This is a genomic window from Pseudomonas sp. rhizo66 (genome assembly GCF_031931925.1).
In the GTDB taxonomy this organism is placed as follows: Bacteria; Pseudomonadota; Gammaproteobacteria; order Pseudomonadales; family Pseudomonadaceae; genus Aquipseudomonas.
Genome location: NZ_JAUJWZ010000021.1, coordinates 74761 through 86823, shown reverse-complemented (window position 1 = coordinate 86823; position 12063 = coordinate 74761). Strand labels below are relative to the sequence as shown.

The following is a 12063-nucleotide window of genomic DNA, read 5'->3' as shown; positions in this document are numbered from 1 at the left end:
TGCGAGTGATGCCGGCCTGAAATATCGAGTCGACCTCAGGATTGGAAATCTCCGCCGATCTGCTCCCTTTCCCCCTGGCCCCTTGTGGGGAGAGGGCTGGGGTGAGGGGGGCTGGATCTTGTTGGCACAACAAAAAGCCCCTGAATCTCTCAATTCAGGGGCTTTCGTTTAAGCGACGTTCCGCAGATCAGGCTGCTTCGATCTTGCGGTTCTGCTCAACCTTGCCCAAATAAGCAGCGAGTTTTTCCTGCTCTGCCGGCGTGGTGAACAAACCGAGTTTGCTGCGACGCCAGAGGATATCGTGGGCAGTGGTCGCCCACTCTTCGCTGCACAGGTAATCGACTTCACGGGTGTAGAGCCCGCCGCCGAGGTGTTCGCCCATGTCGGCCAGGGTTTCCACGCCTTCGAGCATGCGCCAGGTGCGGCTGCCGTAAGTGGTGGACCAGCGACGGGCGATCTCGGTTGGCACGAAGTCGAACTTGTCGCGAATCAGCGCGCTCAAGGCCTGTGGCGTGGTCATGTCTTCACCGCCGGGCAGCGTGGCGGTGGCGGTCCAGCTCGGGCGCATCTGGGTGAAGAACGGCATCAACTGCGCCATCGCCGACTCGGCGAGTTTGCGGTAGGTGGTCAGCTTGCCGCCGAACACCGACAGCAACGGTGCTTCTTCTGCACTGCCGGACAGCGCCAAGGTGTAGTCGCGGGTGACGGCCGACGGGTTGTCGGACTCATCGTTGCACAGTGGGCGTACGCCCGAATAGCTGTGCTGGATGTCGTCACGGCTGAGCTGCTTCTTGAAGTGAGCGTTGACCACTTTCAACAGGTAGTCGGTTTCGGCGTCGGTGATTGCCACTTTCGCCGGATCACCGGTGTACTCACGGTCGGTGGTGCCGATCAGGGTGAAATGGTTCAGGTACGGAATGGTGAACACGATACGCTGATCTTCGTTTTGCAGAATGTGCGCGTGATCGCCTTCGTACAGCTTCGGCACGATGATGTGGCTGCCCTGAATCAGACGGATGCCGTACGGCGATTCCATTTTCAGGTCGTCACGGATGAACTTGGCGACCCATGGGCCGGCGGCGTTCACCAGTGCTTTGGCAGTGATCGAAAACAGGCTGCCGTCGGCACGTTCCAGATGCAGGTGCCACAGGCCTTTGGTGCGACGGGCGCTGACGCAACGGGTCTGGGTGTGCACGTGGGCGCCTTTTTCGCGGGCGGCCATGGCATTGAGTACAACCAGGCGGGCGTCGTCGACCCAGCAGTCGGAGTATTCGAAACCTTTCTTGATTTCGCTCTTCAATGCGCTGTCGGCGCCAAACTTCAGGCTTTTCGAACCCGGCAGTTTTTCCCGCTTGCCGAGGTTGTCATAAAGGAACAGGCCGGCACGGATCATCCACGCCGGGCGCAGGTGCGGGCGGTGCGGCAGCACGAAGCGCATCGGTTTGACGATGTGCGGGGCCTTGGCCAGCAGCACTTCGCGCTCGGCCAGTGCTTCCCGTACCAGACGGAATTCGTAATGTTCGAGGTAGCGCAGGCCGCCGTGGATCAGTTTGCTGCTGGCCGACGAGGTGTGGCTGGCCAGGTCGTCTTTTTCGCAAAGGAACACCGAAAGCCCGCGACCGGCGGCATCCGCTGCGATCCCCACGCCATTGATCCCGCCGCCAATAACGGCGATGTCGTAGATCTCGGAGAGAGGGGGCGTACGCAAGGTAGAGGTGGACATCGGCTGGCCTCGGGTTCTTTTGATTTTCTATATTGGAAATCGAACATGAATGTTCATTTGCGAAAATGGTAGCCCATAAACACGCGCGCAGCCAGTCGCGTTCGATTGAAAAAACTCATCGAAGGGCGATTAAAAGAAAATTTTCGAACATTAAAAGCAAAAGATCGCAGCCTGCGGCAGCACCTACAGGTCAAGTGAACTCATGTAGGAGCTGCCGTAGGCTGCGATCTTTTGATCTTGCGGGAGTTAGACGACTTCGAGGCGAATCTTGTGCTGACTCAACAATTGCGCGAGCGCCGGCACCGGCTGCTGATCCGTGACCAGGCAATCGATCAGGCTGATCGGGCCGAGGCGAATCATTGCATTGCGGCCGAACTTGCTCGAGTCCGCCGCCAGAATCACCTGCCGCGCATTGGCAATGATCGCCTGCGAGACCCGCACTTCCTGATAATCAAAATCCAGCAAACTGCCGTCTTCATCAATACCGCTGATCCCGACCAGCGCGAAATCGACCTTGAACTGATTGATGAAATCGACGCTCGCCTGACCGACCACGCCGCCGTCACGGCGCACATTGCCGCCGGTCAGCAGCACATCGAAATCATCCTTGGCACTGAGCATCGACGCCACATGCAGGTTGTTGGTGATGATCTTCAGATGATTGTGATTGAGCAGGGCACGGGCAATCGATTCGGTGGTGGTGCCGATATTGATGAACAGCGAGGCGTGATCGGGAATCTGTGCGGCGATGGCTTCACCGATGCGTTGTTTTTCATCGCGCATCTGGTCGGCGCGCATCGCATAGGCAGTGTTTTCAACGCTGGAATCATAGGCCGCGCCGCCATGGTAGCGACGCAACAGATTGGCTTCCGCGAGCTGATTGATGTCGCGGCGGATGGTTTGCGGGGTAACAACGAACAGCGTGGCCATTTCCTCGATGCTCACATAGCCGCGTTCGCGGACCAGCTCGAGGATTTGCTGCTGACGGGGAGGCAGATTCATGGGGCTTCCTTTGGGCTGCCGTGCAAAATTTGCCCATGATGCCGCAGGAATCCGCTCCCTACCAGTTAGATGCCTATCTGGATCTGAAGGTTGGCTTATTCAGCGTCTTCACGCGCCCAGTCACGGGTGCGGCTGACGGCTTTTTTCCAGCCTTTGTACAGCTTCTCTTTCTCGACTTCGTCCAGGCTTGGTTCGAACTCGCGCTCGATCACCGCTTTGCCGCGCAGTTCGTCCAGGCTGCCCCAGAAACCGCACGCCAGGCCCGCCAGATACGCCGCGCCGAGTGCCGTGGTTTCGCGCATTTGCGGGCGCTCGACCTGGGTGCCGAGGATGTCGGCCTGGAACTGCATGAGGAAGTTGTTCGCTACCGCACCGCCGTCCACGCGCAGGGCCTTGAGGCGTTCGCCGGAGTCCTGTTGCATGGCGTCGAGGACGTCGCGGGTCTGGTAGGCGATCGATTCCAGCGCGGCGCGGATGATGTGATCCACACGTACGCCGCGGGTCAGGCCGAACAGCGCGCCACGGGCATACGGGTCCCAGTACGGAGCGCCCAGACCGGTAAAGGCCGGTACCAGGTACACGCCGTTGCTGTCTTTGACTTTATTGGCAAAGTATTCGGTGTCGTGGGCGTCGTTGATGATCTTCAGTTCATCGCGCAGCCACTGTACGGTCGAACCGCCGTTGAACACCGCGCCTTCCAGTGCGTAAGCCACTTCGCCACGCGGGCCGCAAGCGATGGTGGTGAGCATGCCGTGCTGAGACTTCACCGCTTTGTCGCCAGTGTTCATCAGCAGGAAGCAGCCGGTGCCATAGGTGTTTTTCGCCTGGCCTGGCTCGACGCACATCTGCCCGAACAGCGCCGCTTGCTGGTCGCCAGCGATACCGCCGATGGCGATGCCGCTCTTGGTGCGACCGTAGATTTCCGAAGAAGCCTTCACTTCCGGCAGCATTTCGCGAGGGATGTCGAGGATCTCCAGCATCTTCGAATCCCACTCCAGCGAGTGAATGTTGAAGAGCATGGTGCGCGAGGCGTTGGTGTAGTCGGTGACGTGCACCTTGCCGCCGGTGAATTTCCAGATCAGCCAGCTATCGACAGTGCCGAACAGCAGTTCGCCGTTGCGCGCACGTTCGCGGCTGCCTTCGACGTTGTCGAGGATCCACTTCAGTTTGGTGCCGGAGAAGTAAGGGTCGGTGACCAGACCGGTGTTGTCGCGGATGTAGTCTTCGTGGCCATCGCGCTTGAGCTGCTGGCAGATCTCGGTGCTGCGGCGGCACTGCCAGACGATGGCGTTGTACACCGGGCGGCCGGTGGTTTTGTCCCAGACCACGGTGGTTTCACGCTGGTTGGTGATGCCGATGGCAGCCACCTGATCGTGATGCAGGCCAGCTTGGGCCAGCGCTTCAACCATCACCGCGCTCTGGGTGGCGAAGATTTCCATCGGGTCGTGTTCGACCCAGCCGGCTTGCGGGTAGTGCTGAGCGAATTCGCGCTGCGCGGTGCAGACCACGTTCGCATCACGGTCGAAAATGATCGCGCGGGAGCTGGTTGTACCCTGATCGAGGGCAATGATGTAGTTCTTATTCTGAATGTCGGTCATGTCGATTGCCTTGGACTAAATAAGGGAGAGTGGGCCGGGGCGCAGGCTCTATTGGGCAGGAGCTTGCGCCGACTGTTTCAAGAAGTTCTTGGTTTGCCGTCAATGGCCGGTTCTGCATCCTTTGTAGCAGGTGTGGCGCCGGTCAGGTGACGGGCGATGAGCCCGCGATACCCGGCAGCGCCGAGGCAGGCACCGACAATCGGTGCAAAAATCGGAATCAGGAAATACGGAATATCGCGGCCGCCAGTGAAGGAAATTTCACCCCAGCCGGCGAAGAAAGTCATCAGTTTCGGACCGAAGTCACGCGCCGGGTTCATCGCGAAACCGGTCAACGGCCCCATCGAGCTGCCGATCACTGCGATCAGCAAACCGATCAGCAGCGGCGCCAACGGGCCTTTCGGCAGGCCGTTGTTGTCGTCCGTCAGTGACATGATCACGCCCATCAGGATTGCGGTGATGATCATCTCGACCAGGAATGCCTGAGCGGTGGACAGCACCGGATTCGGGAAGGTCGAGAACACCGAGGCCAACTCAAGGCTGGCAGTAGAGCCACGAACCATTTGGTGAGTTTGTTCGTAATCGAAGAAAAGATTGCTGTACAGCGTGTAAACCAACAGCGCGCCGCAGAACGCGCCGGCGATCTGGGCAAGGATATAGAACGGCAGTTTGCGCTTTTCGAAGTCGGCGAAGATCGCCAGCGCGATGCTCACGGCCGGGTTCAGGTGCGCGCCGGAAACCCCGGCCGTGAGGTAGATCGCCATGCTCACGCCGACGCCCCAGATGATGCTGATTTCCCACAGGCCGAAGCTGGCGCCCGCGACTTTGAGCGCGGCGACACAGCCAGTGCCGAAAAAGATCAGTAGTGCAGTACCCAGAAACTCGGCCATGCATTGGCTCGAGAGCGTTGGTTGCTGTAAAGCAGTTGTCATTGAAAACCTCGTTTTTTGTTGTTGTCTGGCGCTTTGCCGACAGGGCAAGGCGCGATTTTCCCCGAGTAGGAATCCCCATTCCGTTCCCGGTTTACTGCTGGGTGCCGCTGTGACGACAATTCTTACATTATTCAGATTCGAAAAAATATAGACAAGAAACAAACCTGTCAAAGGTCGAAAGTGAACCGTCGGTCACAATAAAACTATTCGCTGGGTGAATGATCCTTTGAGGTCGAGGCGCGCCGACGTCTGCGGAATGACTGCAAGCCACGGGAATCGCGGCTTGGGATAGAGCCTTTTGGGAGCTGATCACCTAGAATCCGGCGGAGGATATTTTCGCCATTGCCGAGCCTGGAGCTGCCATGACCCCTGCGTTGGACTTGTTGAAAAAAGTTCGTGCCGAACATCGCGTGCACAGTTACGAACATGACCCGAAGGCCGCGTCCTATGGCCTGGAGGCTGCAGAGAAACTGGCGCTCGAGCCGGCGCAGGTGTTTAAAACCCTGCTGGCAGCCAGCGAAAAAGGTGAGTTGCTGGTGGCGGTGGTGCCGGTCGTCGGAAGCCTCGACCTCAAAGGTCTGGCCCATGCCGCGGGCGTGAAAAAAGCCGAGATGGCTGACCCGGCAGCCGCCCAGCGCGCCACCGGTTATCTGTTGGGCGGCATCAGCCCGTTGGGGCAGAAGAAGCGCCTGCGCACGTTCATCGACAACTCCGCTCAGGGTTTTGCGACTATTTATGTAAGCGCCGGTCGGCGTGGGCTGGAGGTCGAATTGGCGCCCGCGGTGCTCGCCGAACATACCCAGGCGAAATTTGCCGACATCGGCCGTCCTTAGTTGTTATTGCTGTATGTAAAAAATTGACCGGTTCTGTCACTGGCGTTGGTCATATCGTGGCTGCATGCTCTGCCGACTGACTCAGGGAGAAAGTTATGCAGCTCGAATTTCATCAGGTCGACGCGTTCAGTGATCGGCCGTTCAGTGGTAATCCGGCGATGGTTTATCGGCTGGAGGCATGGCTCGCGGATGAGTTGATGCAGAAGATCGCCGCTGAGCACAATCTGGCGGAAACCGCATTTCTGGTGCGCGAAGGTCAGGCTTGGCATATCCGCTGGTTTACCCCGACCACTGAAGTGCCGTTGTGCGGGCACGCCACGTTGGCCAGTGCTTATGTGCTGTTCGAAATCTACAAGGAAAGCGCCGAGCGTATCGACTTCACCAGCCAGTCCGGGCCTTTGAGTGTCAGCCGTGAAGAGGGCCGTTTGTGGCTGGACTTCCCGTCGATCGTGCCCTCGGAAATTGGCGTGACACTGGATGTCGAGCGAGCGCTGGGGGTTGAAGCGGTCGATGTGCTCGGCTCCAAAGAACTGTTTGTGGTATTGGAGTCGGAGCAGGCGGTGCTCGATTGCAAGCCGGATATGGTCGCGCTGGCCAAATTGCCGTGGCTGGGTGCGATCGTCACCGCGCCCGGCAATCAGCACGATTTTGTCTCGCGGTATTTCGCGCCGGCGATCGGCATCAATGAAGATCCGGTGACCGGCTCGACGCATTGCAGCCTGATTCCGTATTGGTCCAAGCGTCTGGGCAGGTCGAGTCTGACGGCGTGCCAGCGTTCGGCGCGAGGTGGGGAGTTGTTCTGTCGTCTGGAGGGGGAGCGGGTGAAGATCGGCGGCAATGCGACGCTGGTTGCCAGCGGTACCCTTATCCTCGGTTAAAAGCTAAAAGATCGCAGCCTTCGGCAGCTCCTGCATTGATCCCTGTAGGAGCTGCCGAAGGCTGCGATCTTTTGATCTTTAAAGCGCGGTGCTGTAGCGGCGGACGCCGTTTTCTACTGCCGGGATTTGTGCGGCGGTGCTGCCGGAAGCCTGGAACAAGACCAGATGCTCAGCGGCAACACGAATCCCCACCTCCGCCCCCACTTGGTGATCAGCATGGCTCGGGAAAATCGATTCCAGCTGTGCACCCGTCGGCAGTTGCAGGCGATACAGCGTCGAAGCGCCGAGGAACGTCTTGCCGACAATCTGTGCTTTCAACGCACTGTCCGGCGCATAAACAATGTCGTCCGGGCGCAGCAACACATCCACCGCGCCGCCAATCGGCCACGTATAGGCTCGATTGCCACGCAGTTCACCCAGTTCGGTCTGCACCGATTCCGGGCTGCCGAGCTGACCACGAATGAAGTAACCCTGACCGATGAAGCTGGCCACGTACGGCGTTGCCGGTTCGTGATAAAGGTTGTACGGCGTGTCCCATTGTTCCAGTCGGCCTTCCTTGAACACGCCAACGTGATCGCTGACAGCAAAAGCCTCTTCCTGATCGTGGGTCACCAGAATCGCGCTGGTTCCACGGAATTTGAGGATGTCGCGCACTTCATGGCTGAGCTTGCGGCGCAGTTCGCCATCGAGGTTGGAGAACGGCTCATCAAGCAGCAGCAACTGCGGCTCCGGCGCCAAGGCGCGGGCGAGGGCGACGCGCTGTTGCTGGCCGCCGGACAGCTCGTGCGGGAAGCGCTTGCCGAGGTTCTTCAGGTTGACCAGTTCGAGCAACTCTTCGGTCACGCGATCCTTCTGCGGATGCTTGCGGATGCCGAAGGCGATGTTGTCGGCGACGCTCAAGTGCGGGAACAGTGCGTAGTCCTGAAACACCATGCCGATCCGGCGTTTTTCCGGGGCGAGGGTGAAACCGGCGCTGGAAATGGTTTCGCCACCGAGGGTGATTTCACCTTCGTGCACCGGCTCAAATCCGGCAATGGCGCGCAGGGTAGTCGTCTTGCCGCAGCCTGACGAGCCGAGCAGGCAGCCGATGTCACCGGCGTTAAGGTGCAGATTGAGGTTCTGCACCACACGTTGATCTTGATAGCCGCAAGCGAGGTTGCGCAGGTTCAGCAGTAATTCATGGCTCATGCGTGGTGATATGCCGGTTCAACAAGGAACTCGAGCAGGGCCTTCTGTGCGTGGAGACGGTTTTCTGCCTGATCCCAGGCGACGGAGCGCGGGTCATCAAGCAGGTCGAGGCTGATTTCTTCGCCACGGTGCGCCGGCAGGCAGTGCATGAACAGCACGTCCTCGGCAGCGAGGTCGAGCAGGGCGCGATTGACCTGGAACGGCGCGAACAGCTTGAGGCGCTTGGCAGTTTCCTCCTCCTGACCCATCGAAGTCCAGACGTCGGTACTCACCAGATGCGCGCCGCGCACGGCGTCTTGCGGGTCGCGGACGATGGTCACGCGATCGCCGGCCCTGGTCACGAATTCAGGGTTCGGCTCGTAGCCTTCCGGGCAGGCAATGCGCAACTTGAAGTCGAACTGGATCGCCGCTTCTATATAGCTGTTGCACATGTTGTTGCCGTCGCCGATCCAGGCCACGGTTTTGCCCTGGATCGAGCCACGGTGCTCAAGGAACGTCTGCATGTCGGCCAGCAACTGGCACGGGTGCAGGTCATCGGACAGGCCGTTGATCACCGGTACGCGTGAGTTGGCGGCGAATTCTGTCAGGGTGCTGTGGGCAAAGGTACGGATCATCACCGCATCGAGCATGCTCGACATGACGATGGCGCAGTCGCCGATCGGCTCGCCACGACCCAGTTGAGTGTCACGCGGGGACAGGAAGATCGCCTGGCCGCCGAGCTGGATCATGCCGGCCTCGAACGAGATGCGGGTGCGGGTCGAGGATTTTTCGAAGATCATCCCCAATACACGGTTTTTCAGAGGCTCGAACAGTACGCCGCGGTTACGCAGGTCCTTGAGCTCAACGCCTCGACGGATCACGCTGACCAGCTCTTCGGGCGTGCAATCCATCAGGGAGAGAAAGTGCCTTGCGCTCATCATTGACTACCTTTTTGCTACAGACCGCAGATGCTCAAAGCCTTGTTTAACGGAACAACGGGCGAGACCTGCGGCGTAAGCCGCACGGGGCGACGAAATAGGGGAAGGCGCGATATTGACACTAAATGTCGCGTTTTTCCAATAGGCTACGGTTTTTGCGGGTTTCGGAGGGCGCACTGGATGTTGCAGTTGCGCATTTGAAGCCGGGTTCAGGACAGCAGCGAGCCCCTTTGTACACTGGCCTCGCCTGGCTTGGCAATGCGACGTGGCGGGGATCGCGTCGCTTGGGTCGGTTTACGACCGTGGCGCCATGCCATCACTTGGTCGGATGCTCACGCTGAAACATTTGCTAAAGCAAAGTGCTGGGTTATAAATAAGTTTCGAGCGACGCAGGAAGCCTCCGCATGGAATCGAAAGAAAAACTGTTAATGGAACTGCTGGGCCACACGGCTCGCTCACTGACCCATCTCACCGCCTCAGTCACTTCAATGTCATTCGAACTGCTGCGCAGCGAAGACGAAGTGGTGAAGAGCGCCGGGCGTCACATGATCGATCGCATGGCGACGATCAGTGCCGGGCTCGACGAGCACTGGCGATTGATCGGCGAACTCACCGGCGTACATGTCGCCCACGAGCAGATCGAAACCATCCAGGAAATTCAGTTGGCCGCGCCGCCGCAGCTGCCGTCGAGCTGATCATGGCGGTTTATCGGCTCGCCTGATAACCGTCGATTCACAAGACAAACGTCGCTGGCGCAGGATCGACGCCGGGGCCATAGTTTTGTTCCCGCGGGCCTGATTGCCTGCCCAGAACAAGACAGAGACTGGCCATGACCAAGACTCTCCATCACCGTGCCTGCCACCTGTGTGAAGCCATTTGCGGGCTGACCATCGAAACCACCGAAACCGATGGCAACGTTGCGATCACTTCAATCAAGGGTGATGCGCTCGACACGTTTAGTCGCGGACACATCTGTCCCAAGGCTGTGGCTCTGCAAGACATCCAGAACGATCCGGATCGCCTGCGCCAGCCGATGCGCCGTGTGGGCAGTGAATGGCTGCCGATCGAGTGGGACGAGGCCTTTACGCTGGTGGCCGAGAAGCTGGCGGCGATTCAGGAGCGTCATGGCCAGAACGCCGTTGCGGTTTATCAAGGCAACCCGAGTGTGCATAACTACGGGCTGATGACCCACAGCAATTATTTCCTGGGTTTGCTCAAGACGCGCAATCGCTACTCGGCAACCTCGGTCGATCAGTTGCCGCATCACCTGAGCAGTTACCTGATGTACGGCCATGGCCTGCTGTTGCCGATTCCGGATATTGATCACACCGACTTCATGCTGATTCTCGGTGGTAATCCGCTGGCGTCCAACGGCAGCATCATGACCGTGCCGGATGTCGAGAAGCGTTTGAAAGCGATTCAGGCGCGCGGCGGCAAAGTGGTGGTGGTTGATCCACGGCGCAGCGAGACAGCGGCCATGGCTGATCAGCATTTGTTCGTGCGTCCCGGTGGCGATGCGGCATTGTTGTTCGGCGTACTCAACACCCTGTTTAGCGAAGGCCTGACCCGCGAAAGTCATTTGCCGGTTGATGGGCTGGACGACGTGCGCGCCGCCGTCGCTGGTTTCACGGCTGAAGCCATGAGCCCGTTGTGTGCGATTCCTGCCGAGCAGATCCGCCAACTGGCCCGGGATTTCGCCGCCGCACCGAGTGCCGTGTGCTACGGGCGCATGGGCGTTTCGACGCAGGCCTTTGGCACCTTGTGCCACTGGCTGGTGCAATTGATCAACCTGGTCACCGGTAATCTTGATCGCGTCGGCGGTGCACTGTGCACTGAACCCGCTGTGGATCTGGTGGCGTCGACCTCGGGCGGGCATTTCAACAAGTGGCAGAGTCGTGTTTCCGGGCGTCCCGAGTACGGCGGCGAGCTACCGGTCTCGGCGCTGGCCGAAGAGATGCTTACCGAAGGCGAGGGTCAGATTCGCGCGTTGATCACTGTCGCTGGCAACCCGGTGTTGTCGACGCCGAACGGGCGGCAACTGGAGCAGGCGCTGGATGGCCTCGAGTTCATGGTCAGCATCGACCTGTACATCAATGAAACCACGCGCTATGCCGACCTGATTCTGCCGTCGACCTCGGCACTGGAAAACGATCACTACGACACTACGTTCAACCTGTTCGCGGTGCGCAACGTCACCCGCTTCAACCGCGCGATTCTCGCCAAACCCGAGGGCGCTTTGCATGACTGGGAGATCTTCGTGGGCCTGGCCAAGGCCTTTGCCGAGAAGACCGGCAAGGAACTGAAACCGACCATGCCACCAGCGAAGATGATCGACATGGGCCTGCGCATGGGCCTCTACGGTGACGCGTCCGAGCAAAAGCTTTCGTTGGCGACGTTGTTCGATCATCCCCACGGGATTGACCTGGGCGCGTTGAAGCCGAACCTGGCTGCGCGCCTGAAAACGCCGAATCAGCGCCTGCAGGCTGCTCCGCCAGAGATCCTTGCTGACCTGGCACGCTTTGCCGCATTGCAGGCGCCGGCCGCCGATGAGCTGTTGATGATTGGCCGCCGTCATGTGCGCAGCAATAACTCGTGGATGCACAACTATCACCGTCTGGTGAAGGGCAAGCCGCGCCATCAGCTATTGATGCACCCGGATGACCTCGCCAGTCGTGGCCTCAACGATGGGCAGTTGGTGCGCGTCAGTTCGCGGGTGGGGCAGATCGAGGTCGAGGTGATCGGCAGTCTGGACATGATGAAAGGTGTGGTCAGCCTGCCGCACGGTTGGGGGCATGCGCGTCCGGGCGTGCAAATGGCGATAGCCAGTAGTCAGCCTGGGTCGAGCGCAAACGATCTGACCGATGAATGTCAGCTTGATGAACTGTCGGGTAACGCCGCGCTTAATGGTGTGCCGGTGACGGTGGCGGCGGCCTGAACGTGACCGTCGGGGAGACCGAGCATGGCGCTCGGGATTCCGTTACAATGCGTCACCGTG

At 59.4% G+C, this 12063-nt stretch carries 10 protein-coding genes; 4 read left to right on the top strand and 6 right to left on the bottom strand.

The annotated features are described in order from the left end of the window. Positions 1 to 187: 187 nt before the first annotated feature. From glpD to QZR14_RS23220, 4 genes are all read right to left on the bottom strand, one after another. Entirely contained in the window at positions 188 to 1723 is a 1536-nt protein-coding gene (glpD, locus tag QZR14_RS23235; RefSeq protein WP_311997844.1) for a glycerol-3-phosphate dehydrogenase, read from the bottom strand. Between the two features lie 246 nt (positions 1724 to 1969). Continuing rightward, positions 1970 to 2725, bottom strand: a complete 756-nt coding sequence (locus QZR14_RS23230) for a DeoR/GlpR family transcriptional regulator (protein WP_007916700.1) — start codon at positions 2723 to 2725, stop codon at positions 1970 to 1972. Positions 2726 to 2820: 95 nt separating this feature from the next. After that, positions 2821 to 4323 (bottom strand): glycerol kinase GlpK, encoded by a 1503-nt coding sequence (gene glpK, locus QZR14_RS23225; protein ID WP_016986644.1) that lies wholly within the window; start codon positions 4321 to 4323, stop codon positions 2821 to 2823. A gap of 77 nt (positions 4324 to 4400) precedes the next feature. Then, the gene (locus tag QZR14_RS23220; RefSeq protein WP_250606341.1) at positions 4401 to 5252 is read right to left on the bottom strand and encodes an MIP/aquaporin family protein; all 852 of its coding nucleotides are present in this window, start codon (positions 5250 to 5252) and stop codon (positions 4401 to 4403) included. A 362-nt stretch (positions 5253 to 5614) separates the two neighbouring features. Between QZR14_RS23220 and ybaK the strand changes: the two genes are divergently transcribed. Next, positions 5615 to 6085 carry a Cys-tRNA(Pro) deacylase gene (gene ybaK / locus QZR14_RS23215; RefSeq protein WP_250606342.1) on the top strand — a complete coding sequence of 157 codons (471 nt, stop codon included), beginning with the start codon at positions 5615 to 5617 and terminating at the stop codon, positions 6083 to 6085. Positions 6086 to 6180: 95 nt separating this feature from the next. Next, positions 6181 to 6963 carry a PhzF family phenazine biosynthesis protein gene (locus QZR14_RS23210; protein WP_311997843.1) on the top strand — a complete coding sequence of 261 codons (783 nt, stop codon included), beginning with the start codon at positions 6181 to 6183 and terminating at the stop codon, positions 6961 to 6963. 78 nt (positions 6964 to 7041) lie between these two features. Here the strand turns inward: QZR14_RS23210 and QZR14_RS23205 are convergent, their stop codons facing one another. Continuing rightward, positions 7042 to 8151 carry an ABC transporter ATP-binding protein gene (locus tag QZR14_RS23205; protein ID WP_311997842.1) on the bottom strand — a complete coding sequence of 370 codons (1110 nt, stop codon included), beginning with the start codon at positions 8149 to 8151 and terminating at the stop codon, positions 7042 to 7044. After that, entirely contained in the window at positions 8148 to 9068 is a 921-nt protein-coding gene (argF, locus tag QZR14_RS23200; RefSeq protein WP_311997841.1) for an ornithine carbamoyltransferase, read from the bottom strand. Before argF ends, QZR14_RS23205 begins: the two co-directional genes overlap by 4 nt. A gap of 404 nt (positions 9069 to 9472) precedes the next feature. Between argF and QZR14_RS23195 the strand changes: the two genes are divergently transcribed. Both QZR14_RS23195 and QZR14_RS23190 read left to right on the top strand, forming a co-directional pair. After that, the gene (locus QZR14_RS23195) at positions 9473 to 9763 is read left to right on the top strand and encodes a hypothetical protein (protein ID WP_007916677.1); all 291 of its coding nucleotides are present in this window, start codon (positions 9473 to 9475) and stop codon (positions 9761 to 9763) included. 134 nt (positions 9764 to 9897) lie between these two features. Next, positions 9898 to 12003, top strand: a complete 2106-nt coding sequence (locus QZR14_RS23190) for a molybdopterin oxidoreductase family protein (protein WP_311997840.1) — start codon at positions 9898 to 9900, stop codon at positions 12001 to 12003. The last annotated feature ends 60 nt before the right edge of the window (positions 12004 to 12063 follow it).

Coding starts and splice junctions, on each gene's coding strand:
- glpD (WP_311997844.1), bottom strand. CDS start 1,723: ATGTCCACCTCTACCTTGCGTACGCCCCCTCTCTCCGAGATCTACGAC.
- QZR14_RS23230 (WP_007916700.1), bottom strand. CDS start 2,725: ATGAATCTGCCTCCCCGTCAGCAGCAAATCCTCGAGCTGGTCCGCGAA.
- glpK (WP_016986644.1), bottom strand. CDS start 4,323: ATGACCGACATTCAGAATAAGAACTACATCATTGCCCTCGATCAGGGT.
- QZR14_RS23220 (WP_250606341.1), bottom strand. CDS start 5,252: ATGACAACTGCTTTACAGCAACCAACGCTCTCGAGCCAATGCATGGCC.
- ybaK (WP_250606342.1), top strand. CDS start 5,615: ATGACCCCTGCGTTGGACTTGTTGAAAAAAGTTCGTGCCGAACATCGC.
- QZR14_RS23210 (WP_311997843.1), top strand. CDS start 6,181: ATGCAGCTCGAATTTCATCAGGTCGACGCGTTCAGTGATCGGCCGTTC.
- QZR14_RS23205 (WP_311997842.1), bottom strand. CDS start 8,151: ATGAGCCATGAATTACTGCTGAACCTGCGCAACCTCGCTTGCGGCTAT.
- argF (WP_311997841.1), bottom strand. CDS start 9,068: ATGAGCGCAAGGCACTTTCTCTCCCTGATGGATTGCACGCCCGAAGAG.
- QZR14_RS23195 (WP_007916677.1), top strand. CDS start 9,473: ATGGAATCGAAAGAAAAACTGTTAATGGAACTGCTGGGCCACACGGCT.
- QZR14_RS23190 (WP_311997840.1), top strand. CDS start 9,898: ATGACCAAGACTCTCCATCACCGTGCCTGCCACCTGTGTGAAGCCATT.